The 25,634-nt window shown below is 69.6% G+C and carries 19 protein-coding genes; 7 read left to right on the top strand and 12 right to left on the bottom strand.

The features are described from left to right. A partial coding sequence (locus tag DDQ50_RS07595) for a translation initiation factor IF-2 N-terminal domain-containing protein (RefSeq protein ID WP_240614273.1) occupies nt 1-281 on the bottom strand: 281 nt, incomplete at its 3' end. A 387-nt stretch (nt 282-668) separates the two neighbouring features. Continuing rightward, entirely contained in the window at nt 669-1,673 is a 1,005-nt protein-coding gene (gene nusA / locus DDQ50_RS07590) for a transcription termination factor NusA (protein ID WP_116755999.1), read from the bottom strand. A gap of 170 nt (nt 1,674-1,843) precedes the next feature. Here nusA and DDQ50_RS07585 point away from each other — a divergent pair, with 170 nt between their 5' ends. Next, on the top strand, nt 1,844-2,149 hold the full coding sequence (locus DDQ50_RS07585; RefSeq protein ID WP_116755998.1) for a hypothetical protein: 306 nt from the start codon (nt 1,844-1,846) through the stop codon (nt 2,147-2,149). A 127-nt stretch (nt 2,150-2,276) separates the two neighbouring features. Here DDQ50_RS07585 and DDQ50_RS07580 read toward each other — a convergent pair whose 3' ends face one another. Both DDQ50_RS07580 and DDQ50_RS07575 read right to left on the bottom strand, forming a co-directional pair. Next, complete coding sequence (locus DDQ50_RS07580) at nt 2,277-2,726, bottom strand: nitroreductase family deazaflavin-dependent oxidoreductase (protein ID WP_116755997.1); 450 nt, start codon at nt 2,724-2,726, stop codon at nt 2,277-2,279. A 5-nt stretch (nt 2,727-2,731) separates the two neighbouring features. After that, the gene (locus tag DDQ50_RS07575) at nt 2,732-4,507 is read right to left on the bottom strand and encodes a proline--tRNA ligase (RefSeq protein ID WP_205663586.1); all 1,776 of its coding nucleotides are present in this window, start codon (nt 4,505-4,507) and stop codon (nt 2,732-2,734) included. A 178-nt stretch (nt 4,508-4,685) separates the two neighbouring features. On the opposite strand from DDQ50_RS07575, the gene DDQ50_RS17040 reads away from it, so the two are divergent. From DDQ50_RS17040 to poxB, 6 genes are all read left to right on the top strand, one after another. Beyond that, nucleotides 4,686-7,586, top strand: coding sequence for an AfsR/SARP family transcriptional regulator (locus tag DDQ50_RS17040; RefSeq protein ID WP_165829734.1), 2,901 nt, complete (start codon nt 4,686-4,688; stop codon nt 7,584-7,586). After that, complete coding sequence (locus DDQ50_RS07550) at nt 7,586-10,342, top strand: ATP-binding protein (protein WP_116755993.1); 2,757 nt, start codon at nt 7,586-7,588, stop codon at nt 10,340-10,342. Before DDQ50_RS17040 ends, DDQ50_RS07550 begins: the two co-directional genes overlap by 1 nt. A 179-nt stretch (nt 10,343-10,521) precedes the next feature. Beyond that, nucleotides 10,522-10,902, top strand: a complete 381-nt coding sequence (locus DDQ50_RS07545) for a DUF4870 domain-containing protein (RefSeq protein ID WP_116755992.1) — start codon at nt 10,522-10,524, stop codon at nt 10,900-10,902. Between the two features lie 210 nt (nt 10,903-11,112). Beyond that, on the top strand, nt 11,113-12,663 hold the full coding sequence (locus DDQ50_RS07540; protein WP_116755991.1) for a S1C family serine protease: 1,551 nt from the start codon (nt 11,113-11,115) through the stop codon (nt 12,661-12,663). A 72-nt stretch (nt 12,664-12,735) separates the two neighbouring features. After that, the gene (locus DDQ50_RS07535; protein ID WP_133245934.1) at nt 12,736-13,107 is read left to right on the top strand and encodes a hypothetical protein; all 372 of its coding nucleotides are present in this window, start codon (nt 12,736-12,738) and stop codon (nt 13,105-13,107) included. A gap of 252 nt (nt 13,108-13,359) precedes the next feature. After that, nucleotides 13,360-15,096 (top strand): ubiquinone-dependent pyruvate dehydrogenase, encoded by a 1,737-nt coding sequence (poxB, locus tag DDQ50_RS07530; RefSeq protein WP_116755989.1) that lies wholly within the window; start codon nt 13,360-13,362, stop codon nt 15,094-15,096. A gap of 144 nt (nt 15,097-15,240) precedes the next feature. On the opposite strand, the gene DDQ50_RS07525 is transcribed toward poxB, so the two are convergent. From DDQ50_RS07525 to DDQ50_RS07490, 8 genes are all read right to left on the bottom strand, one after another. Then, entirely contained in the window at nt 15,241-16,920 is a 1,680-nt protein-coding gene (locus DDQ50_RS07525; RefSeq protein WP_116755988.1) for a hypothetical protein, read from the bottom strand. After that, nucleotides 16,920-18,773: a hypothetical protein gene (locus DDQ50_RS07520; protein WP_133245933.1), complete on the bottom strand. Its 1,854-nt coding sequence runs from the start codon at nt 18,771-18,773 to the stop codon at nt 16,920-16,922. Before DDQ50_RS07520 ends, DDQ50_RS07525 begins: the two co-directional genes overlap by 1 nt. A 198-nt stretch (nt 18,774-18,971) precedes the next feature. Then, entirely contained in the window at nt 18,972-20,126 is a 1,155-nt protein-coding gene (ispG, locus tag DDQ50_RS07515) for a flavodoxin-dependent (E)-4-hydroxy-3-methylbut-2-enyl-diphosphate synthase (protein WP_205663585.1), read from the bottom strand. Between the two features lie 175 nt (nt 20,127-20,301). Then, nucleotides 20,302-21,354, bottom strand: coding sequence for a zinc-dependent alcohol dehydrogenase family protein (locus DDQ50_RS07510; protein ID WP_116755985.1), 1,053 nt, complete (start codon nt 21,352-21,354; stop codon nt 20,302-20,304). Between the two features lie 62 nt (nt 21,355-21,416). Then, complete coding sequence (locus DDQ50_RS07505) at nt 21,417-21,719, bottom strand: SHOCT domain-containing protein (protein WP_240614272.1); 303 nt, start codon at nt 21,717-21,719, stop codon at nt 21,417-21,419. Nucleotides 21,720-22,073: 354 nt separating this feature from the next. Then, on the bottom strand, nt 22,074-22,766 hold the full coding sequence (locus DDQ50_RS07500) for a response regulator (RefSeq protein ID WP_240614271.1): 693 nt from the start codon (nt 22,764-22,766) through the stop codon (nt 22,074-22,076). After that, entirely contained in the window at nt 22,763-23,956 is a 1,194-nt protein-coding gene (locus DDQ50_RS07495; RefSeq protein ID WP_116755984.1) for a sensor histidine kinase, read from the bottom strand. Before DDQ50_RS07495 ends, DDQ50_RS07500 begins: the two co-directional genes overlap by 4 nt. Nucleotides 23,957-24,135: 179 nt before the next feature. Beyond that, a complete protein-coding gene (locus DDQ50_RS07490; protein ID WP_116756176.1) occupies nt 24,136-25,455 on the bottom strand; it encodes a M50 family metallopeptidase in 1,320 nt (439 codons plus the stop codon). Nucleotides 25,456-25,634: the final 179 nt, after the last annotated feature.

The following is a 25,634-nucleotide window of genomic DNA, read 5'->3' as shown; positions in this document are numbered from 1 at the left end:
GCGGGCGCGGCCGGAGCCGCGGGAGCCTTGGGAGCAGCGGGACCCGGGCGCGCCGAAGTCCGTGCTGCGGGGGCGGCCGCGGCGGGCGCCGCTTCCGCGGTCTTGCTGCCCGAGATGCCATCGGCCTCGAGACGAGCCTTGAGCTTGCGCACGACGGGCGGCTCGATGCTCGAAGACGGTCCCTTGACGAACTCGCCCATCTCCTTGAGCTTCGCCAGTGCGACCTTGGTGTCGATTCCGAGATCGCTTGCGACCTCGTGTACGCGTGGTTTCGCTGCCACTTTTCTCCTGTCTGGGCCCACCCAGACAGGGCAGACCGATTAACGGTTGGAGGAACTCATTTCGAGTCGCTCATTAGTTGTCCATAAGCCGATCAGCCTGTTCTTCCGTGCCGGCCCCGCGGAAGGCGGAGGCGGGCATGACGATTCCCACTAACGAGAAGGGGGACGCATCAAGTGTACTCGCATCCCCCGGGAGGGAGAACCCCCACCGGCGGTCGGTGCCGGTTAGGCGGGAACGCCGGAGGTCTCGTAGAGCGAAGCGCGTACCGAGAGGTGAACCTCAATCGCCTTCGAGGATGGAGTCCGGCTGGATGTCAGCGCTCCGGGTCCTCGCGCTGACGCTGGCGCGTCATCACTGCGGCGCGAAAATCGCCATCCAACCGGACCTCAATCGCCTTCGAGGATGGAGTCCGGCTGGATGTCGATTTTCGCGCCCGTCAGCTTGGCGGCGAGGCGGGCGTTCTGGCCCTCCTTGCCGATCGCCAACGACAGCTGGTAGTCGGGGACCAGGGCGCGGACCGCCTTCAGGGACGCATCGATCACGTACGAACTCGTCACCTTCGCCGGCGACAGCGCGTTCGCGACGAACCGGGGCAGATCCTCGGAGTAGTCGACGATGTCGATCTTCTCGCCGCCGAGCTCCGCCGAGACGGCACGGACGCGCTGGCCCAGCTCGCCGATGCAGGCGCCCTTGGCGTTGATGCCGGGCTCCGTGGCCTTCACGGCGATCTTGGTGCGGTGGCCGGCCTCACGAGCCAGTGAGACGATCTCGACGAGACCGCTCGCGATCTCGGGAACCTCGAGGGCGAACAGCTTGCGCACCAGCGACGGGTGGGTTCGCGACACCGTGATCGACGGGCCCTTCGTGCCCTTCGCGACGCTCGTCACGTACACGCGGATGCGCTCACCGTGGCCGTAGGTCTCGCCCGCGACCTGCTCCTCGGGAGGAAGGATCGCCTCGACGGTTCCGAGATCGACGTGGACCATGCGGGGATTGGGGCCCTGCTGGATGACGCCGGCGACGATGTCGCCCTCGCGTCCCTTGAACTCGCCGAGCACCTTGTCGTCGCCGATGTCGCGGAGGCGCTGGTTGATGACCTGCTTCGCTGCGAACGCGGCGATGCGCCCGAAGTCGCTGGGGCTGTCCTCGGCCTCGCCGACGACGGCGCCCTCGTCATCGACCTCGGGGACGAACACGGCGACGTGACCGGTCTTGCGGTCGATCTGCACGCGAGCAGCCGGGGCGTCGTCGCTGCCGTGCTTGGGTTCGGGGGCGCCGGTGTGCTTGAGGTAGGCGGTGAGGATCGCCTGCTCGATGATCTGGACGAGCTCGTCGAAGGGGATCTCGCGCTCCCGTTCCATCAGACGCAAAACGCTCAGGTCGATTTCCACGGGCGGTACTCCATATTCACGATGAGACACCCGCAGATGACGCGGGCCGCATCCAAGGTACCCGATCCGCAGGCTCCCCCGCCCGATCAGGACGGCTCGGGGCAGCGACGGCTGCCATCGACTCGGGTCAGGGCCGCCTCCTACTCGGGTCGGTGCTGTTGAATGGGCGCGTGACCGAGAGAACCATCCAGCTGCGCCGCTACCGCATCCACCCCGAGATGTTCGACGACTTCGTCGAGTGGATGCGCGACGAGCTCCTCCCCATGCGCGTCGAGTACGGATTCCACGTCGAGTTCGCCTACGCGGATGCGAAGAACTCGATGTTCACCTGGGCCGTGAGCCTGCCCGGCGATGAAGCGGGGTTCCGCGAGTTCGAGGAGCACTACTCCGCCTCCCCCGAGCGAGCCGCCGCGTTCGAAGGGCAGCCGCAGCGCATCGCCGAGATGTGGATCGACTTCGTCACCTCCGTCGGCTGACGTCGCGGCGGGCGGAGGCCTGCGTTTCGACGAGCTCGACGGGCGGAGGTCGACGGGCGCGAGGCGCGTATCGAGACTCACCCGGTCCGATCGCGGGGGTCCCGTGAGGCCGCCCGCGACCCCCGGCTCAGCGCTTGTCGATGACGAATACCGGGTGCAGGTGCGCCACGGCCCGGATCTCCTCGTCCGTGGGGTGCTCCGGCACACCGAAGCAGCCCTTGACGGCCGGCCAGAAGATCCGGATGTACGCCCGGAGCACCGGGATCTTGTCGGAGTCGGCGACCTCGGTCACCTGGAACTCCTCGACCCGCCGCCCCCGCCGGAGTTCAGCTGACCCGGCGACGCGGAGGTTGCGAACCCACTGGGAGGTGCCGTGGGCGCCGACGAGATACCGCGAGCCTGCGATGTCGAACGGGTTGACGGGGGTGGAACGGGGTTCCCCGGACTTGCGTCCGGTGACGGTGAGCACCTGGGTTCTGCCGAACGGGATGCCGCGACGGCTGAGCCAGACGACGATCGCGTTGAACACGCGCTCGTAGCGCGTGGGTGGCACGTACCTGACGTCGCCCCGGCCCATGGGGGTCAGCCTCGGATCTCGGCGAGCACCCGGGAGGCGGCGTCAGCAGCGGGAACGGGGGTGCGCTCCCCCGACTTCCGGTCCCACAGCTCGATGGTCCCGTCGGCGAGTCCCTTGCCGACGATGACGATGGTGGGCACCCCGAGAAGCTCGGCGTCGCCGAACTTCACACCGGGCGAAACCTTCGGACGGTCGTCGTAGAGGACCTCGACCCCTGCGGCGTCGAGCTCGGCCGCGAGCGCCTCGGCGGCGGCGTAGACCGCGTCATCCTTGCCGGTCGCGACGATGTGCACGTCGAACGGTGCGACGGCGCGGGGCCAGACGAGGCCCCGATCGTCGGCGTTCGCCTCGGCGATGAGCGCCAGGTTGCGTGTGACGCCGATCCCGTAGGAGCCCATCGTGACGGTGACGAGCTTGCCGTTGGGGTCGAGCACCTGCAGGCCCAGAGCCTCGGCGTACTTGCGGCCCAGCTGGAAGACGTGACCGATCTCGGTTCCACGGTCGAGTGACACGGGACCCGAGCCGTCGGGGGCGGGGTCGCCCTCGCGGACGTCGGCGATCTCGGCGGTGCCGTCGCTCGTGAAGTCGCGTCCGGCGATGAGGCCGAAAACGTGCTTCTCGTATTCGTTCGCGCCGGTGATCCACGCGGTGCCGTCGACCACCCGCGGGTCGAGCAGGTAGCGGATGTCGGTGGCGGAGTCGAGACCGAGCACGGGACCCTCGGGCGACCAGGGGCCGATGTACCCCTTGACGAGACCGGCGACGCGGTCGAAGTCGGCTTCCGTCGCGGGCTCGACCTCTGCGGGCTGGAACTGGACCTCAGCCCGCTTCATGTCGACCTCGCGGTCGCCGGGGACGCCGACGACGACGAGCTCGCGGGTGCCGTCGAGGTGGGTCAGAGCGAGCACCACGTTCTTGAGGGTGTCCGCGGCGGTCCACGGGCGGTCGGCGCGGGGCTGCTCGGCGTTCGCGAGCTCGACCAGCGTCTTGATGGTGGGCGTGTTCGGCGAGTCGAAGACCACGGGATCGGGTGCGTCGCCGAACGGGATCGATTCGGGCACCAGCGTGGTGAACGCTTCGACGTTCGCCGTGAAGCCACCGGGCGAGCGGACGAACGTGTCCTCGCCGATGGGCGTGGGGTGCAGGAACTCCTCGCTCTTCGAGCCGCCCATCGCGCCCGCGTCGGCGGCGACGATGACGTATTCGAGGCCGAGACGCGTGAAGATGCGCTCGTAGGCGTCGCGCTGGGCCTGGTAGCTCTCGTCGAGCCCGGCATCCGTCCAGTCGAAGGAGTAGGCGTCCTTCATGGAGAACTCGCGACCTCGCAGGAGGCCGGCACGGGGGCGGGCCTCGTCGCGGTACTTGTCCTGGATCTGGAAGATCGTGAGCGGCAGATCCTTGTAGGACGAATAGAGGTCCTTCACCATGAGCGTGAAGACCTCCTCGTGCGTGGGCGCGAGCAGGTAGTCGGCGTCCTTGCGGTCCTTCAGACGGAAGATGCCGTCGCCGTACTCCTCCCACCGACCGGTGGCCTCGTAGGGCTCGCGCGGCAGCAGTCCGGGGAACAGGACCTCCTGCGCACCCGCGTTCGCCATCTCCTCGCGCACGATGCGCTCGACCTTGGCGCGCACCCGCAGCCCGAGCGGCAGCCAGGCGAAGATCCCGGGGGCCTGACGGCGGATGTACCCCGCGCGGACGAGGAGCCGGTGGCTCGCGACCTCGGCATCGGCGGGGTCCTCACGGAGGGTGCGGACGAAGAGCTTGCTCATGCGGGTTGACACGGGAACCGAGTCTACCGAGCGCGCCCCTGCGCGCCCGTCTGCGTGCGGGCTCACCGGAAGGGTCGCGTCCCGGTGCGCAGGACGAGCGCGCGCCCATCCCCAGCCATCCGCATTGCAGCAGCGTTGCACGCCTCGATCGGAGAGCGACACGGGGGCGCGGATCCCTAGCGTCGAGGCGATGGACGAAGGACGGGCCGTGACACTGATCGAAGTACGCATGCTGGGAGTTCTCGAGATCGCCGTTCGCGATGAGGGACGTGAAGAAGCGGGAGGACGGGACGACCTCAGGATCCGCGGCGACCTTCCGCGAGCGCTCCTGGCTCGACTGGCGTGGTCTCCCGGCGAGCTCGTGAGCACCGACCAGCTCATCGCCGACGTCTGGACCGACATCCCGGAATCGGCGGTGTCGACACTGCGAGCTCATCTGTCACGGCTGCGTTCGGCAGGCGTCGGTGCGGCTCTCGTCGGCACCCGAGGCGGTTATGTCCTCGACATCGCACGCTCGGGAGTCGACGCCGTGCACCTCATGGACCGCATCGACGCACTCGGTGCGCCGCGCGCGGATGAGAGCCACCTCGCCGAGCTCACCGACCTCGCGCTCCAGGTCGACCGCGAACTCGTCGCGGGCCTCGAAGGGGCCCCCTTCCTCGCCTCGGCGCGGCGGAGCTTCGCGGAGCGTCGTCGTGTGCTCGAGGAGGATCTCGGTGAGACGGCGCTGGCGCTCGGAGACCACGCGCTCGCCACGGCCGTGCTCGAACGCCTTGTGGCGAGGAACCCGGGGCACGAGCGACCCGTCCGCCTCTTCGCGACAGCGCTCGCGCGGCAGACGCGGTTCTCGGACGCGGTCGATGTACTCGACGCCTTCCGCTCCCCGGGCGGTGACGACGACGCGGGGGGTTCCCCGCGCATCGCAGCGCTCCGCACCTCGATCGTGCGTCTGGAACCCTCCGTCGTCGCACCGGTGACCGGGTCGCGCGGCGTGGTCGTGCGCGTCGGGGTGCAGATCCCATTGACCCGCTTCGTCGGTCGAAGCGGCGATCTCTCCCGGCTGCGGGAGGCTCGCACGCGGGAGCGGCTCATCACCATCGTCGGTCCGGCAGGGGTCGGCAAGACGCGAACCGCCGTCGAACTCGCACGATCGGCGACGACGGCTCTCGACGACGAGCAGTACCTGGTCGATCTGGCGGACGTGCGCGCCCCCGATGCCGTCGTGGGCGTCATCGCGGGCGTCGTGCGCGCCACCGAAGCGACCCTCGACGCGATCACCAGGCGACTCTCGGGCCGTCGTGTGCTCCTCATCCTCGACAACGCCGACCACGTGATCGGCGCCCTCGCGATCGCGGTCGCGGGCCTGCTCGACAGCGACCCTGCGTTGAGGGTGCTCGTCACCAGCCGCGAGCCGCTTCGCCTGAAGGACGAGAAGACCTTCGTGCTGCGCCCCTTCTCCGATGCGGAGTTCGATGACGCCTGGCGTCTCCTGCTCGAGCGGGCGACGGACGTCAGGGGCGGCGATCCGTTCGACGAGGAGGAGGAGGACTCTGCGCGCAGGCTCTGCGCCGAATTGGATGGGATCCCCCTCGCCCTGGAGCTCGCTGCGGCTCGCCTCGACGTTCTCGACGCCGACGCGGTCCGGGCGGGGCTCGGAGCGTGGTCGGCGTCGGGCAGGCACGGCAGCGTGCAGAGCGCGATCTCGTGGACCTTCGACCTGCTCGGCCCCTACCTGCAGCGCACGCTCGAGCATGCTGCGCGCTTCGCGGGTCCCTTCACCGTCGAGGCGTTCGCAGGAATCGAGGGTCTAGACCCGATCGAAGCGGAGGCGGCGCTGCGGGAGCTGGTCGGCAGATCGTTGCTCTCCGAAGAGCGCAGCGAAACGGGCCGCGCGCGCCTGCGCATGCTCGAATCGATGCGCGAGTTCATGGCAGATCGTGGTCCCGGGGTCGATGTCGACGACTGGGTGGAGCGCCACCGCCGCTGGTTCGCAGACCTGGTGTGGGCCCTGAGCCCCTCGCTGCGGGCGTTCGAAGCTCGTGACACCATGGCCGTCCTCGACGGTTTCCGTGCTGACATCGATGCTGCGCTCGACAGCGCTGTCTCCGCTGATGACCGGAGAAGCGCGGTCCTCATCACGGCGGGGCTGGCTCAGTACTGGCATCTGCGCGGTCGCTTCGTCGAGGGGCGTGCACGTCTCGACGCCGCGCTGGGGCTCGCCGGCCCGGCGCAGGGCACCGCCGATGTCACTGCTGAACCCCAGGACGAAGCGCTGCTGCTCGCCGTCCCGCTCGCCGAGCTCGAGCTCGCGAATCTCGCCTATCAGCTGGGGGACGCCGAGGCCGGGTTCGTGGCGATCGCCGCGGCTGAGGCTCACGGCCGCGAAGCGGGAGACGCCTCGACGACCGCCGTCGCCCTGGCGCGAGCCGCTTACGGACAGTCGCTCTTCGGCGACCGGGCCACGAGCGAAGCCCTCATCTCCGCGGCGACCGAACTAGCGCGGTCCGCGCCGCTCTGGGCGAGGAGCGAGGTGCTCCTGTGCGCCGGGCAGATGCTGCGCTCCTCCGGTCGTCTGGACGACGCGATGCGGGCACTCACTCGTTCGCACCTGCTCGCCGCGGAGGTCGGCTACACCTGGATGGTCACCAGCGCGCGCTATGTGCTCGCCAAGACGCTCGTCGACGCTCGCCGGCCCCGTGAGGCGATCTCCCTGGCCAGTGACTCGATCGAATGGGCGCGTTCGCACGAAGACTCAGCCGCCGGTCTCGCCCTGCTGCACATCATCGCCGGAGCGTGTGCTTTCGTCGAACGTCACGAGATCGGGGCGCGCCTCTTCGGCGCGGTCGACGCGCTGGGTGTCCGATACGGATACAGCACGGCGAGCGCTGAAGGCGACGAGGCTCACCGGCTGCGGAGGGCTGTCGCGGCGGCGCTCAGCGTGGAAGACTTCGACCGCGAATATCGCAATGGCCGCGACCTCGGATGGGATGACGTCATGCAGCTCGTCGGTCGTCTGCCGCAATCGACGCCGTCGGACCTCGCCGTTCCCACGCCCGCCGTCGGATTCACGGGCCCCGCCGCGGCGCAGTGATGTCGGTGCGCGTCTCGCTCCTCGGCGGCTTCGCCGTGTCCGGCGACTCCGCGCCGGAGCAGGTGCGGGGGCTCATCCCCCAGGCCGTGCTCGCACGGCTGGCGATCGCGCGCGGCGAGCCGATAAGGGCCGAGACGCTGGTGCGGGACCTCTGGCTGGAGCCCCCCGACGAGGTGCTCTCGAGCCTGCGCGCCCACGTATCGCGCCTGCGCAGCCGCGGATGGGCCGATGTGTTGAGCGGCGGACGGGATGGATACCGTCTGGACGCGGACGCCGTCACCGTCGACGTGGTCGAACTCGAGGATCTCGTCTCTCGCGCAGGCGCCGAGGCGGAGGAGGTCCAGCGGGAGCTCGGCGAAGCCCTTCGCCGCTGGCATCCCGAGCCGCTCGCCTGGGCGAGGGAGTTCCCCTTCTCCGTGCCTCTGGCCGGGCGTGTCGCCGCATTGCGCCGTGAGGCTGTCGTGCAGCTCGCCGCGGCGCGCATCTCGAGCGGTGACGCCGCGGCCGCGGTGCTGATCCTGCAGCCTCTCGCCGAATCGACCCCGCTGGACGGCGACCTCCAGCGCTCCCTCGCCGGAGCACTCGCCCGCACGGGCAGGTCGGGGGATGCGCTGCGCGTCCTCGACCACCACATCGACGCGTCCCGCGATTCCGGTGTCGATCCGCATCCCGAGGCCTCCGCCATGAGACTCGCGGTTCTGCGACAGGACCCGGACATCGTCGGACTCGCCGATGCGAACGCCGCACCGGTCGAGCGCGTCGGCATACCGCTGCCGCTCACCCGTTTCGTGGGCCGCGCGGATCTTCTCCGCACGCTCGAACGCGGCCGCGCCTCGTCACGGCTCGTGACTCTGACCGGAGCGGCCGGGGTCGGCAAGACGCGGCTCGCCGTGGAGTCGACCCGCAGGATCGACATCGCCGATGATGAGGTGCAGTGGCTCGTCGATCTCACCCCGGCCACCGCCGACGACGTGCTGTCCCGGATAGCGGAGACCGTGGGGGCGGCGGAGCAGACGTTCGACGCGATCGAGCGAGCTATCGCGGGACGCCGCGCACTGCTGGTGCTCGACAACGCCGAGCATGTCCTCGGATCCGTCGCCGCCGCGTGTTCACGCCTGCTCGGACTCTGCGCCGGCCTCAGCATCCTCGTCACGAGCCGCGAAGCGCTCCGAATGCCCGGTGAACGGGTGATCGCCGTGCCTCCCCTCGTTGGCGAACAGCTGTCGGACGCCGTTCAGCTCTTCCTCGAACGAGCCACCGACGCGAGCGGTGTGCAGAGCTGGGATCGGGAGCAGATGCGGGTGATCGAGACGCTGTGCACCGCGCTCGACGGCCTCCCGCTCGCCATCGAGCTGGCCGCGTCGCGCCTCGACGTGCTCGGCATCGACGAACTCGCCACCTCGCTGCGAACGGCTCCCGATCCCCCATCGCGACGGGGCGACGGCGGCCGGCATGAAACGATCGACTCCGCCATCGAGTGGAGCGTGCGTCTCACCACCCCCCACGAGCGGGAACTCCTCGCGCAGCTGGCCGGCTTCGCCGGCCCGTTCACGCTCGACATGGTCTCCGGCATCTGCGAAGTCGAAGACCGCGACGTCCGTCAGCTGGCCGTGTCGCTCGCGCGGAAATCGCTCGTGCACTCTCTCGCCGGCGTCGGCGAGCGCCGATTCAGGTTGCTCGAGTCGGTCAAGCAGTACATGCACCGGGTGCATCCCGACCCCCATGCGGCGTCGTGGTCCGCGCGTCACGCCGCCTGGTTCGGAGATGCGGCGGTTCGGGCCGCCGCGATGCTGACGTCCGCCGACGCGGCCGCCACGCGCCCGCGGCTCCGGGAGATCCGAGCCGATTTCGATCAGGCGCTCGCGTGGTCTCTGGCGAACGGTGAGAGGCGGATCGCACTGAGCGTGGTGGGATCGCTCGGACGCTTCTGGGCGGAACGCGGCGCAGGTCGGGAGGTGCTCGATCTCATCGACGAGGCGCTGGCTCTGCCGGGGCCGACGCACCCGGACGAGGCGGCGAGCGCTCTCAGGGCAGCGGCGTTCATCGCTGCGGTCGTGCTCGACCCGCTGACGGTGGTCCGATACAACCGGCGGCATCTCGAGATGGCGAAACAGGCGCGGGACCCGGTGCACGGCATGCTCGCTTCGACGATGTGCGCCTTCTTCGCCATCGCCGGGGGCGACGCCGCCGAAATGGACCGGCTGCTCGCAGACTCCGAGACCTATCGCGAGCGCATCACCGACGAGTCCCGCTGGGCGATCGCCGATCATCTGGCGATTCGCGGGGAGGTCCTGCGGGTCGCAGGCCGGCCGGCCGCGTCGCTCGATTCGTTGGGTCAGGCCTACCGTCTCGGGGGCGAGGTCGGCCACGGGTGGGCGCGTGCCAACTCGAGCCTCGTGAGCGGGAAGACCCTGATCGACGTGGGCCGGGCCGCCGACGCACTCGGAATCATCCGCATCGGCGCCATCCGCTTCCTCGAGGGCGACGATCCGTCGAGCGCGCTCGCGACGGCGAGCGTCTACGCGTCCGCCCTCGCGGCGCTCGATCGGATGCCGGCCGCGGCGGAGATGATCGGTGCCGTCGATGCCCTCGGTGCACGATTCGGTTATCGCGCGAACGCCGTCGACCCCGACTACGCCGAGAGGACCCGAGCCCGGGTGCAGGCAGCGCTGCCCGCCGAGCAGTGGGAGGCCGCACTCGCCCGCGGTCGAACACGCTCCATCCAGTGGCTCGTGGAGAACCTTTCGGCTTCGTAGCCGAGTGCGACGACGCATCCGCGGCGAGAACTTCGACGCCGGACATTGCATCGCGATTGCGACGCCTGCACGACGCATCGGAGCCCGTTTCCACACTCCTACCGTGTCTCTCGTCGCCGGATCAGGCGGCCGCCGGCCTGGACGGCCGAGCGACTCCTCACACCGAAAGACGCACATCGATGACCACTCCCGCACCGCAGATCACTCCCCCGCAGGCCCTCACGAGCAGTGAGGCGCGCACCTGGACGATGCTCGCCCACCTCAGCGGGCTGCTCGCCTTCGCCGGCCCGCTCGTCGTGTTCCTCCTCCAGAAGGACAAGAGCGAAGTCGTCGCCCGGGAGGCCAAGGAGTCGCTGAACTTCCAGATCAGCATCGCGATCTACTTCACCGGCCTCCTGCTCGCCGGCACCGTGCTCACCTTCGTGGTGGTCGGGGTGTTCATTCTGATGCTCGCGCCGCTGGTGCCCCTCGCCGGCGCGATCCTCACCATCGTGGCAGCGGTGAAGGCCAACAGCACGGGGAGCTACCGCTACCCGCTCACCATCCGCCTGGTCCGCTGACCCCCGTCGCCGAGAGACCCCACCTCGGCCCGCAGAGCCGACGAAGACGCCCGTTCCCCCTGTGGGAGCGGGCGTCTTCGTCGTTTCCGCCACGGAGTGCTCCGAGCAGCCTCGAACCGTCCCACACCGGCATGACGGGGTCATTGCAGGGCGGTTGCGACCTGACTCCGAGCCGCATCCCAGCCCCGAACGCTTCGTAGCGTTCCTCGCATGACTTCACGACACATGCCCCGCCGCCTCGGTGCCGCCGGGCTCACCACCATCGCAGCAGCCACCCTCCTCTCCGGCTGCGTTCCGTCCTTCCTCCCCGGCGGCTCGTCCGGCGCCGTCGGCTTCGACGACGTCCAGCAGGCCACCCTGCAGATCGAATCGGTCGGCACGTTCGTCTCGCCCGAGGAAGGGGGCTACGAGGCCGCGGGACGCGGCTCCGGATTCCTCATCTCCGAGAACGGCCTCGCCGTCACCAACAACCACGTCGTCGTCGGCGCGGGCACCCTCAAGGTGTGGCGCGCCGGAGACACAGGAACCGAGCTGAACGCCAAGGTCCTCGGCTCCTCCGAGTGCCTCGACCTTGCCGTCATCCAGCTGGAGAAGGACTCCTACCCCCACTTCGACTGGCGCAGCGACGACATCACCACCGCGATCGACGTCTATGCCGCAGGCTTCCCCCTCGGCGACCCGACCTTCACCATGACCCGCGGGATCGTCTCGAAGGCCGACACCCCGATGGACACTCCGTGGGCCTCCCTCGATGACGTCATCGAGCACGACGCCCGCATCCGAGGCGGCAACTCGGGCGGACCGCTCGTCGACGCCCAGGGCCGAGTCGTCGGCGTCAACTACGCGGGCAACGACCAGTACGACCAGAGCCTCGCCATCCACCGCGATCAGGCGCAGGAGGTCATCGCGCAGCTGGCGAAGGGCGAGAACGTCCTGAGCCTCGGCATCAACGGCACGGCGCTCACCGATGAGGAGGGCACCGGACTGGGCGTCTGGGTCAATTCCGTCGCATCGGGCTCCAGCGCCGACAAGGCGGGTGTCAAGCCCGGCGACCTGCTCACCAAGCTCGAGGGGGTCAGCGTCGGCGCCGATGGGACCATGTCCGACTACTGCAATGTGCTGCGCACGCATGGTCAGGATGCGACCCTCTCGGCCGAGGTGTTCCGCCCCGCCGATGGGCTCTACTACTCCGGGCAGTTCAACGGCGACCCGATCGAGGCGGACTCGGTCGTCGCTGCGGCAACCGGAGGCACCGCCTCATCCGGGGGTTCGGCGGCCGCGTCGGCCGACTTCGTGTCGATCGTCGATGACTCGGGAAGCGTGACAGTGGATGTTCCCGTCGACTGGAGCGACGTGGACACTGCGGCGTTCACCGACCCCCGCGGCGGAACCTGGGCCAGCATCGAAGCGAGCCCCGATCGCGCCACCTACGGCAGCGGCTGGTCCGCCCCCGGCATCTCGGTGCTCGCTGCTCCGACCGCCACCGCGACCATCTCGTCGGAGGAGTGGCTGCAGATGGTGGGCAGCTACGTGCAGCAGGACGGCTGCGTGCTCGCCTCGAGCGACGCGTACTCCGACGGCGCCTACGAGGGCACGTACGACTACTACACCGACTGCGGCGGCGTCGGCGCCAGCTTCCTGATGCTCGCCGCGACCTCGGTCGACGGCACCCACTCGGTCGCACTCTCGGTTCAGGCGCTGACCGACGCGGATCTCGCCGCACTCGACCGCGCACTCGGCAGCTTCATCGCCGCCTTCTGATCGGAGACCTCCCGGCCGTCGTGCTCAGCGACGGCCGGGCGTCGTCTTCCATGACGATCTGGGAGCATGCACATGACGATCCAGCAACTGCCGCACTCCCCCGGCCAGTCGGAGCCGGACAAGAATGCCAGCGCTCGGCGCGCCGTCCTCGATGATCTGAACCTCGCGATGCTCTTCATCGACTCGGGACGCATCGAGCACGAAGCCGACCTCGTCGTCGACGGCGAGCAAGCCGATACGGGTTCCCGCCACCTGCGGGTGCGCATCACCGCGTACGAGCGCCTGACCCCGGCGACGACCGCAGCACTGCTCTGCCGTATCCTGCACAACCTCCGGATCCCCGGCGTGACGATCGACCGGGTTCCCGGCGGTGTTCGCATGCGATGCCGGTATCTGCTGCCCACCGGTGCCTGGAACCTCGAGATCTTCGCTCCGCTCAGCTGACCGACTCCTGCAGGGGAGGACGCAGCCGGCCAGGCCGAAGCTCCAGCTTTCGGACCGGGGCCGGTCCGGCCCCTGGGGCGAGGGGCCCGGCCGGCCCGTCGCGGCGAGGATCGTCGCGCGAACGGCGATGAGCCGGGCGGAGCGCGCGTCCAGTGGACGGGGACAGGATGGTCGTGACTCGGCCGGTTCTCCCGGCAGGATCTCGACCGGTTCGCGCAGACTCCGGCCCGACCACCGCACGGAAGGATCGACATGACCACTGTCGCCGACACGATCGTCTCCAACCTCGCCGCCCACGGAGTCAGCCGGGTATGGGGTGTCCCCGGCGACTCACTCAACGCGGTCACCGACGCCATCCGTCGGCAGGACGGCATCGACTGGTACCTCGTCGCGCACGAGGAGGAGGCGGCCCTGGCCGCTGCCGGCGAGGCCGCTGTCACCGGTGACCTCGCGGTCTGCGCGGGCAGCTGCGGTCCCGGCAACCTGCACCTCATCAACGGGCTCTACGACGCGCAGCGGAGCCGGGTGCCGGTGCTCGCGATCGCGGCGCAGATCCCGAGCGACGAGATCGGCAGCGGGTACTTCCAGGAGACCCGTCCCATGCATCTGTTCCGCGACTGCAGCGTGTTCTGCGAGACCGTCCTCAGTGCCGAGCAGATGCCGAGACTTCTCGAGATGGCGATGCGCGCCGCCATCGAGCAGCGCGGTGTCGCGGTTCTCGTGATCGCGGGCGATGTCGCCCTCTCCGCGGCGTCGAACGAGCGCGATGTCGTCGTCGCGAAGACGCACCCGGTGATCGTCCCCAGCGCGGAGGAGCTGCACACCGCCGCCGACCTGCTGAACTCGGCCGGGAAGGTCACCATCCTCGCCGGCTCCGGCGTCGAGGGAGCACACGACGAGGTCGTCGCTCTGGCGGACGCGCTCGGCTCCCCCATCGTGCACGCCCTCCGGGGCAAGGAGTTCATCGAGCACGACAACCCGTTCGACGTCGGCATGACCGGCCTGCTCGGTTTCGCGTCCGGATATCGGGCGATGGAGGCCTGCGACACCCTGCTCATGCTCGGCACCGACTTCCCGTACCAGCAGTTCTTCCCCGAGGACGCGAAGATCGTGCAGGTCGACATCCGGGGCGAGCACCTCGGCCGACGCACCCCGATCACGCAGGGGCTCGTCGGCGGAGTCCGGGAGACCGCCGCGGCACTGCTGCCCCTCATCGAGCGCAAGAAGGACAGGGCCCACCTCGAGAAGTCGCTCGACCACTACCGGCGCACCCGCAAGGAGCTGGACTCCCTCGAGAAGCAGGGACGAGGTCCGATCCATCCGCAGCACCTCACGCACCTGATCGACGAGCTGGCCGACGACGACGCGATCTTCGTCCCCGACGTCGGCACCCCCGTCATCTGGGCGAGCCGGCACCTGCGGATCAGCGCCGACCGCAGGCTGATCGGCTCGTTCTGGCACGGCACCATGGCTGCGGCGACTCCGCTCGCGATGGGGGCGCAGGCGGTGGACCGGTCGCGTCAGGTCGTGGTCCTCGCGGGCGACGGCGGACTCTCGATGCTGCTCGGCGAGCTGATCACGGCCGTGCGACACGATCTGCCGATCAAGATCGTCGTCTACACGAACGACGCCCTCGCCTTCGTCGAGGTCGAGATGAAGTCCGCCGGGATCGTCAACTACGGCACGGGACTCGGCTACGAGCAGGGTCGTGCGGATCCGGACTTCGCGGCGATCGCGCAGGCCGTCGGCATGCACGGCGAGAGCGTGGAGGAGGGCGGCGACATCGAGGGTGCGCTGCGCCGCGCGTTCGAGCACGACGGGCCCGCTCTGGTGTCGGTGAAGGTGGACCGGCAGGAGCTGTCCATTCCGCCGCACGTCGAGGCGAAGCAGGCGGGCGGATTCGCGCTGTACGCGCTCCGCACCGTGCTGGGCGGCAACGGCCGCGAGCTCATCGACCTGGCCAAGGCCAACGCCCGACAGCTGCTCTAGCGCGCCCGCCGAGCTTCTGGATCAGGGCGGAGGAAGCTCGGCTCGCTGAACACGAATCGCCCCGGCGCGAGACCGGACGGGCGCCGACCACCACATGGCTGCACCCGTCCGGCTCCCGAGGCATCGGAACGCACGAGCACCCGTTCAGCCGGTGCACTCCTCGACCGGAGCCTCCGACACCGGGAAGGACGGGTCGTACGGATCGGCGTGGAACACGTAACCCTCTCCGTCGGGGGTGAACCAGTAGAGGGCGTCGGGATGGGCCCAGGGACCGGCATTCCCTGTTCCCTCGTCGTCGTATCCAGACGTGAGCGCGTCGTCGAAGGTCATCCGAGTGGACCAGCCCTCGCCGATCTCCGGCACGAATACGGACATGGTCCACGGGCCCTTGATGCCGTCGCAGCTGTAGCCGCGGTACACACCGCCGCCGTAGGTGCCGGTGAAGACGAGACCTGTGCCGCCGACCTGAATCGGCGCCACGTTCGCTCCGATGCCGCGGCGGGTGGTCACCATGAACTCGGGGTTGGCCCACCCCTTCTCATCGGCCGATTCGAAGACGAACGCCCCGGGGAGCTTCTGGGGCTCGGTGGGGGTGACGGAGCCCGCGATCGCAACGATGCCGGTCCATTCGGATCGACCGGCGGTCAGCTCCGTACCATCGACGATCGACTCGGCCCTCACGGAGATGCCCGTGCTGTCGCCGGTGTCGATCGCGTTCGCCTCCGGGGTGACGAGAGCGCGGACGCAGTTGCCGCCGCGCCAGTAATCCTCGGCCATACGCACCAGCACCTGCTGCATCTGCATGGTGAGGTCGTCGGCGATGGTCGTGAGATTCGTACCGTCCGGATCGTCGAGGGCGACGTCGCGCACTTCTTTGGCGCCCTCGCTGTAGACGAAGGTCGACTCGACCGCGGTCTCCGAGCTCGTGGACTTGGTCGCCAAGTCGGCGGGGCCCGGGCCCGGCGTGCCCTGGCTGAGTCCCGCGGTGCCGTCAGCCCAGGAGTCCGCCGCGTACGCCTCGTCGTTGGACGTGCCGCCGAGGTCGATATTGAGCTCGATGACGCTGCGCTGCGGCGTACCACCGGGCGGGGTGACCGTGATCGCCGAGCGCACCCAGATCCCGCCCTCGATCGCCCCGTCCGCGGCGGGACAGACGAGCACGTGGTACTCGCCCTCGGTGATCATCTCGAAGCGCGTCCCATCTGGTCCCGTGTCGGAGATGGTCGAGGTGACGGTCCCGGATGCGGCGCCGCCCGCCACGGTCCACCCGATCTGCGGGTTGGTCCCGTCGCCGGAGTCGAACTCGGCGAGCGAGTCATCGTCCTGGGCGGCGGCGCCGAGCGCGTCCCGGATCGAGTCCACCGCGAGACTCAGCCCGTTCGCTGCGGCGTTCGCCGCCTCGGCTGCATTCGGAGCTCCGGCGCCGGCGGTGCTCGTCGTCCGGTGGGCCGAACCGGACGTCGAGGCGGCGAGAGCCGTCGAAACGCTCAGCCCTTCCTCGCTCTGGCGCGAGGCGGGCTCGGCGCTCGAGGAACCGGTCGTCGGCGCGGCAGCAGGCGTCACGGCGTGCAGGCTCTCGAAAAGCGCGCTCCCGTCGACCCCTGCGGCCTCGGCGAGGCCGGAGTCCACGAGCAGCAGCCGATCCAGATCGACCCCAGCGGAGGCGATACCCGCGATCTGGGCATCGACCTCCGTCGCCGCGCGTTCCCGCGCGGCGATGAGCGGCGATTCGCGCTCGGGCGCCGGTTCAGTGCAGGCGGTGAGGAGCGACACCGACAGGGCGACCGCTCCGAGAACGGCGATCGCCCGTGCTGTGCGTGCCATCAGTCGCACTCTCCCTTCGTGGCGGGGCGGAGCGGGAGGGCGGGGTCGAAGTCACCCGTCGCGTGGAACACGTAGGTGCCGATCTCGCCCGTCAACCACACGTCACCGGCGTCGGCGTACTTCCCGACGACCGTCGATGCATACGTGCCTCGGAGGTCTTCTCCGAGCGTGAACTCCGACTGCGCGAAGTATCCCTCGGGGCCGGTCGACTCCACCTCCCAGGTTCCGACGAGCCCGTCGCATTTGACGGAGTAGAAGGAGATGTTGCCGGCGACGCCGTCGAGGACCCACCCGTTCTGTCCGACCTGAATGGCGGCGCTCCCGTAACCGATGCCCTGCTTCGAGGTGACCTTGAAGCGGGGAGCGGCCAGGCCGTCCTTCCCCTCCGCTCGGAAATCGAAGTCCGCCGGGGTGTCCACCCTGCCGCCGGGCGAGACCTTGCCGCCCACGTTGCCCTTGTTCTCGCCCGTGTACTCCGCGACGGCGTCCTCGACGAGCGCGGCGCCGTTTCGCCGGGATACCGCCTCGACCGTGACGAGGGAGTATCCCCCGCGGTCGATCTTGTCCGGATCCTCGACGACATCGGCCCGGATGCAGCCGCCGCTGCGCCAGAAGAGCTCAGCCTCCTCGAGGGCCTTCTGCTGCAGCTTGCTCACGATCCCGCTCGTCGCATCGCCGAGGCTGCCGTCTCCCGTCACCTTGCCGATCCGGGCGCGCACAGCCTGACCCGTGCCCTTGTCGTTCGCGTAGTTGATGGTCATAGTCCCCGCGTACTTCTTGGACGAGGTCACCGTTCCCATACCTCCCGGGGTGTCGCCGGGGGCGCCGGTGCGCACGACGGTCTGGAACTTCCCGACGGAGTCGACGGCCCACGCGTCATCGTCCACGGTCGCTTTCAATTCGAGCTGGACCGATATCTGCGTCTTGACGGGTTTCCCGTCGGGGCCCGGCACGGTGATCCCGCCGTCGACGGTCAGGAAGCCGTCGACCTCGCCATCGGCGTTCGGGCAGGTGTCCATGTCGATGTTCGAGGTGCTGTCGATGGTCGTGGTCACGTCATCGAGGACCACGTCTCGACTCGCACTCGAACTGCTGGTGAGCTTGCCCATGTCGAGCTCGACGCTGTAGGTGGAACCGTCCGAATCGTCCAGGTCGTCGAACGAGTAGGTGGGTTCTCCGAGCCGGGCGTTGAGCAGCGATTCGTGCAGAGCGTCGACCATGTCGGTGATCTCGCTGAGCGCAGCACCCTTCGCGTCGACCGTCGTCGCGCGATTGCGGTGGGCGACACGTTCGAATGATGCGGTCTGGATCACGAGCCCCGATGTCCCGTGATTGGTCGACGACAGGTCCGCGTCGACGTCGCCCGGGATGAGCCCGCCCAGGTCGTCGAGGTTGATGTCGCCGAGCTCGACGCCCTCGAGGTCGACGCCACCGAGGTCCAGGTCTCCCCCGTCGGGAACGCCGAGGTCTCCTGCCTCCTGCGGCGAAGAGGCGGTGGACTCGGGTTCAGCGGCCGGAGCGGGAAAGACATGGGGCGCGGTGCGCGGTATCGCAGCCTCCAGCTCCTCCGCGGTCATGCCGGTCGCGTCCGGGAGTCCACTGGCGGCAAGGAGGAACGCGCCGAGTCGGCGGGAGTCCACGTCCAGAGCCGCTCGTCGAGCGTCGTCGTCGAGTGCGGCCCAGTCCTGAAGCGAGGCGAGGACAGCGTCGGATGCGGGGTCGGCGGGCTGCTGCGCGGCGCAGCCGGTGCCGGTGGCCGCGAGAGCCACGGCCAGAACGACGCCGGTGGGCAACGCGATCCGGGATCGGATGGGGCCGGGCGGCCTGCTGCGGGTGGGGCGTGAGCGATGCATGAGGTCTCCTGTCGGGGCGCACCCGACAGCAGCGGGCGCGGCGGCAGAGGTGCCGCGGGAGACAGGATGACGCGAGCGGTGGACCGCTCGAGGAGCACGATCGGCGACACAACCTTCGTGCAATGCGCTGCAACAGCGCACGCGGGAGACCTCGGGCGCCGAGAGGATCAGACGCCAGCGGCGGTCATTCTCACCGCGTCAGACGGTGACGACCTCGACGGTGCCGGATTCGGCGGTCGGGCCCATCTCATCGGCGAGGCGGTTGGCCTCCTCGATGAGGGTGCGCACGATGTCGGCCTCGGGGACGGTCTTGATGACCTCGCCCTTGACGAAGATCTGCCCCTTGCCGTTGCCGGAGGCGACACCGAGGTCGGCTTCGCGGGCCTCACCGGGTCCGTTGACGACGCAGCCCATGACGGCGACGCGAAGCGGGACCGACATGCCCTGGAGCCCCTCGGTCACGTCGTTCGCGAGCGTGTACACGTCGACCTGGGCGCGTCCGCAGGACGGGCAGGAGACGATCTCGAGCTTGCGCTCGCGCAGGTTCAGCGACTGCAGGATCTGCAAGCCGACCTTGACCTCCTGAGCGGGCGGGGCGGACAGCGAGACGCGGATGGTGTCGCCGATCCCCTCGGCGAGCAGGATGCCGAATGCCGTGGAGCTCTTGATTGTCCCCTGGAACTCGGGGCCGGCCTCGGTCACGCCGAGGTGCAGCGGCCAGTCGCCCATCTCGGCGAGCAGACGGTACGCCTTGACCATGACGATGGGGTCGTTGTGCTTGACCGAGATCTTGAAATCGTGGAAGTCGTGCTCCTCGAAGAGGCTGGCCTCCCAGCGCGCGCTCTCGGCGAGCGCCTCGGGGGTCGCCTTGCCGTACTTCTGCAGCAGGCGGGGGTCGAGGGATCCGGCGTTGACACCGATGCGGAGCGAGACTCCGGCATCCTTGGCGGCCTTGGCGATGGCCCCGACCTGGTCGTCGAACTTGCGGATGTTGCCCGGGTTCACTCGGACCGCCGCGCATCCGGCGTCGATGGCCTGGAAGACGTACTTCGGCTGGAAGTGGATGTCGGCGATCACCGGGATCTGGCTCTTCTTCGCGATGATGTGCAGCACATCCGCGTCGTCCTGGCTGGGCACGGCCACGCGGACGATGTCGCACCCCGAAGCGGTCAGTTCGGCGATCTGCTGGAGGGTGCCGTTGATGTTCGTCGTCGCGGTCGTGCACATCGACTGGACGCTGATGGGCGCGTCTCCGCCGACGAGGACCTTGCCGACCTTGATCTGGCGCGATTTGCGTCGCGGGGCCAGGACCTCTGGGGCCGGCTTGGGCATTCCGATATTCACTGCGGGCACGTAGAGAAGCGTAATCCCGCTGGATGAACGTTGGCCGTTGGCCGATACCCCCTGCGGCGCGGATCAGGAGATTTGCGCGGATCAGGCCGATTCCTGCACGGATCAGGACCTGGATCGAGTTTCGTCCTGATCCGCGGAAGCGGTCCTGATCCGTGCAGACGCGGCTCGGGGGACGTCAGGGGCGCAGAAGGACCTTGACCGCTCGTCGCTCGTCCATGGCGGCGTAGGCTTCGGCGACCTCCGAGAGCGGCAGCTCGAGGTCGAAGACGAGGCCCGGCTGGATCGCACCGCTCAGCACATCGGGCAGGAGCTCGTCGATGTAGTTGCGCACCGGCGCCACTCCGCCGCGCACGCCGACGTTCGTGTCGAACATCCGGCGCAGCGGCAGGGTCGGCGCCTGGTGCGGCACACCGACGAATCCGACCTGGCCGCCCGGGCGCGCCGAGCGCAGGGCCTGGTTCATCGACTCCTCGGTGCCGACGCACTCGAGGACGCTGTCGGGGCCGATGCCGTCGAACAGCTCGCGGATGCGTTCGATGCCGTCGCGGCCCCGCTCCTCGACGATGTCGGTCGCGCCGAACGTCCGGGCGAGCGCCTGACGCGACGCGTGCCGTGACATGGCGACGATGCGGGAGGCTCCGAGACGCTTGGCCGCGATCACACCGCACAGCCCCACCGCCCCGTCGCCGACGACGACGACGGTCGACCCCTCTCGCACACCGGCGCTGAGGGCGGCGTGGTGACCGGTTCCCATCACGTCCGCGAGAGTGAGCAGGTGCGGGACGAGAGCAGCGTCGGGGGTTCCACCCGGCACCACCGTCAGGCTGCCGTCGGCGTGCGGGACGCGGACGAACTCGCCCTGGCCTCCGTCGGCGAAGCCGCCGTCGCGATCGTCGGCACCCCACCATCCGCCGTGCAGGCAGGACGTGCTGAACCCGTTGCGGCAGTTGATGCAGGTCATGTCGCAGTCGTAGAAGGGGGCGATCACGAAATCGCCGACCTTCACGTTGCCGACCCGATCGCCGACGGACTCGACGACGCCCATGAACTCGTGGCCGATGCGCTTCGGACCGCGGCTCGGCGCGACTCCGCGGTAGCCCCACAGATCGGAGCCGCACACGCACGACGCGGTCACCCGCACGATGGCATCGATGCCGCTCGACAGCTTCGGGTCGGGCACCTCCTCGAGTCGGATGTCGCGTTCGCCGTGGAGAAGCGTTGCCTGCATGGGACCGAGCCTAGAGCGCGTCACCCGGGCGCCGGCTCGGACGCCCGCCCGGGTGTGCTCGGTCAGCCGGCGCGGAGGACCTCGAGCCGCGCCCGGTACTCGACCTCGTCGATGTCGCCGCGGGCGAACCGTTCGGCGAGGGTCTTCTCGGCCGCGCGGACACCGCCCGACTCGCCGTGCGCCCACTGACCGGGTCCGCCCGGGCCTCCGGGACCCCAGTTGCCGCGGAAGCGGCGGCGCATCACGGCGAAGAGGAGGGCGAGGATCCCGATCCAGAACAGCGGGATGAGGAAGAACAGCCAGCCGAATCCGGCGGCCCATGGACCGCCGTGCATGGCGGCCGCGGTGAGAGCTGTGGTGATCATGGAGGATCCGTTCGTCGATGCGCGGCCCCTGTGACCGCGCACTTCAACGCTCGCCGCTCGGGGGTGGCGGCGAATCGGCCGCCGCGACGAATCATCGGTACTGCTCACGGAGTACGCCAGCGCATCGAGCGCATCGGAATGAGGGGTTCACTCGCCGGGTGCCCTTCCCATCGCTGCGCTCAGCGGGCGGGCCAGCACGCACCCTTCGCATCGCTGCGCTCAGCGGGCGGAGGGGTGCCCTTCGCATCGCTGCGCTCAGCGGGCGGGCGGAGGGGCACCCTTCGCATCGCTGCACTCAGCGGGCGGGCCAGACCGGCGGGCCCGCCCATTGAGCGAAGCGAAATGAAGGGTCCGCTACTTCTGGAACCCGGCCCTCACGAGACCCCACTCGTAGGCCATGACCACAAGCTGGACACGGTCGCGGGCCCCGAGCTTGGTGAGGATGCGCGACACGTGCGTCTTCGCGGTGAGCGGGCTCAGGTGCAGTTCGCGGGCGATCTCGTCATTGCTCTGCCCGGTGGCCACCTTGAGCAGCACCTCCCGCTCGCGCTCGGTGAGGGCCGCGAGTTCGGGCGGCGCCGTCGTCGGCCGCATCCCGTCGGCGACACGTGACAGGAGGCTGCGGGTCACACCGGGCGACAGCAGAGCGTCACCTCGGGCGACGAGCCGGATCGCCCGGATGAGCTCGACCGGCTCGGTGTCCTTGACGAGGAACCCGCTCGCGCCCGCCCGGATCGCACCGATCACATAGTCGTCGAGCTCGAACGTCGTGACGATGACGATCCGCGTGCCACTCGATCGGGCATCGGCGACGATCCGCTCGGTCGCCCAGATCCCGTCGCCGTCCGGCATGCGGATATCCATCAGCACCACGTCGGGGCGGGTGGCGGCGACGAGTGCCACGATCTCGGCGCCCGTTCCCGCCTCCCCCACGATCTCGAGGTCGGGTTCCGCTTCGAGCAGCGCCCGGAAACCACCTCTGATCAGCTGCTGGTCGTCGGCGATCGCGACCCTGATGCGAGTGCTGCCGGCATCGATGGCGGTCACCGGCCGCCTCGGGGAACGACCGCCCGGACGTGGAACCCGCCATCCGGGATCGGGCCTGCGTCGAGCGTGCCGCCGAGCAGCGCCGCCCGCTCCCGCATGCCGATGAGGCCGCGGGCATCCGGCGCCGGCGCTCCGGGATCGCCGCCCGACCCGTCATCCACGACGATGAGTTCGATGTCGTCACCCCTGTCCGAGATCGTCACGGTGACCCGGCGGGCATCGGAGTGCCTGACCACGTTCGTCATGCTCTCCTGCACGATCCGATAGAGCGCCAGCTGCACGGCCGTCGACGGCGGCGTTCCGACGCGGTCGTCGATCTCGACATCGATGCCGCTGGCGCGGGCGGGCTCGGCGAGCTCGGCGATCCGGTCGAGCCCGGGTTCGGGGCGCCGCGGCGCGCTGCCGCTGTCGTCCGAGCGCAGCGCGCCGATCACGGAGCGCACCTCGTCGAGTGCGTCCTTGCTGGCCGTCTTGATCGCCGCGAGCGCCTCGGCCGCGCGCTCGGGCCGCGACTCGATGAGGTGCAGCCCCATGCTCGCCTGCACGTTGATCGAGGAGAGCGAGTGGGCGAGCACGTCGTGCAGCTCCCTCGCCATTCGCACGCGTTCGGACTGCTCGGCGCTGATCCGGGTCCTGCGCGCCTCCGCCTGGTAGCGGGCCCAGCGATCGCGGCGGGTGCGGATCGTCTCGGCGATGGCACCGACGATGAGGAGTCCGACGGTGATCGCGATGAAGCGCATCGGGTGCCAGCTCGAACCGACGAACATCCCGGCCGTCAGCACGGTGAGCCAGACACCGGCGATGCTCGCGAAGGCCCAGACGCGGGCGCCCCGGATGACGGCCAGCGCGACGGCGAACGCGAGGGCGACCGGCGGCGGCCCGAAGCCGGAGCCGCCGCTCGGCTCGATCAGGAAGTCGAGCGACGCCGCCGCGGCGCAGACGGCGGCGACGGGACCCGGGAAGCGCCGGGATGCGAGCAGAGCGACGGGTCCGATGACGGCGGCCAGCACACCGAGGGCGACGAGTACCGGCCCGTCAGCGCTGCGCGCCGCCTGGACGACGGCGAACGGCACCTGCACGAGGAAGGCGAAGATCGCGGGGATGAGGAGTCGAGCGCGGGGCGAACCGCGGTGGACCGGACGATCGTCCCGCATCCACGCGAGTTCTCGCGGAAAGTCCGAGCCCGGCATAGGGCGATGCTAGACCGCGGCCGTGCTCCGGGACATCGCCCGCGGGAGCCATCCCCGACTACTCCTCGCGGAGTACCGCGCGGCCGCCAGCACAGATCGTGCCGCCGGCAGGTGAGTCGAGCCGAAACCTCGCGAGATCCCCCTGATCTCCTCGATCCGGGGGGTATGCGGGTCCGGGGTCAGAGGACGCTGATCGGCTTGACGATGTCGGCGTAGATGAGGAGCGCGCTCATCGCCCCCAGCACGATGACCACGGTGAAGGTCAGCGGCATGAGGCGTGCGGCGTCGACGGGCCCGGGATCGGGCTTGCGACGGATGCGGGCGAACCCGCGCTTGAGGCCCTCCCACAGTGCGGTGATGATGTGCCCGCCGTCGAGCGGCACCAGCGGCACCAGGTTGAACACGAAGAGCGCCACGTTGAGAGATCCGAGGATGCCGATCACCGTCGCGATGCGGGACGCGATCGGGATGGTGTCGGCCGCGGCGATCTCGCCGGCGAGGCGCCCGACGCCGACGACGCTCAGCGGGCCGTTGGGGTCGCGCTCCCCCGAGCCGAAGGCGGCCTGCCCCACATCGATGAGGCGCTGAGGCAGGTTGGCGATGATGCCGACGACGCCCGAGATGTTGTTGCCCACCGCGGGGAGTACCGCGCTGGCGGGCTGGGGCTGCATGGTCTGCAGCGACCCGATGCCGAGCACGCCGACTTCGGTGATGACGGGCTGGCCGTCCGATCCGACGACCTCGTTGCCGTCGGCGTCGTACTCGTAGCGCGCGGTGGGCGTCGGGGTCGCGGTGAGAGTCTGCTCGGTGCCGTCGCGTTCGACGACGATGCTGAGCTCCTCGTCGGACGAATCGCGGATGACCGCGGTCGCCTGCTCCCACGAATCGATCGGCGCCCCGTCGATGCTGACGATGCGGTCGCCGACCTGGATGCCGGCTGCGACCCCCGGAGCCGCGGTGTCGCCGGGTTCGCACGTCTGCCGCGTGCTGGTCGCCGGGAGGACGCACTCGGAGATCGACCCGATCGTCGTGGTCGTGGTCGGGATCCCGATGCCCATGATCACGATCGAGTAGAAGACGATGGCGAGGAGCAGGTTCATGGTCGGCCCGCCGAGCATGATGATGATGCGTTTCCAGATCGCCAGCCGGTAGAAGGCCCTGTGGTCCTCGTCCTCGCCGATGGTCGAGGCGCTGGTATCCCGCGCGTCCTGCACGAGCTGATTGAAGATGCCCGTCGTGGCGTTGCGTGCGCGGTCGCCGCTCGCGGTCGGCGGGTACATGCCGATCATCGCGATGTAGCCACCGAGAGGGATCGCCTTGAATCCGTACTCGGTCTCTCCGCGGCGGAAGGAGAACAGGGTGCGGCCGAAGCCGATCATGTATTGGGTGACCTTGACCCCGAACAGCTTGGCGGGGACGAGGTGTCCGACCTCGTGGAGGGCGATCGAGACGACGAGCCCGACGACGACGACGAGCACGCCGATCACATAGGCCAGTATCTCCACGCCGAGCACACTAGCCGCGGATGGCTATGAACCGGCCGAACGCCTCGCGCTGTCGTCCGACCGCGCCCGGGCCCCCTCGATCCGCACGCTGACGGGCATCCGAGCGTGGGGCGCGCCGCGCCGCCACGATGCGATAACGACTGTCCGACGCTCTCGCCCCCGGCGCTCTCACG

The sequence above is a fragment of the Amnibacterium flavum genome (assembly GCF_003097495.1).
Lineage (GTDB): Bacteria > Actinomycetota > Actinomycetes > Actinomycetales > Microbacteriaceae > Naasia > Naasia flava.
The sequence above is the reverse complement of the archived record's forward strand: the minus strand, read 5'-3'. Positions and strand labels throughout refer to the sequence as shown.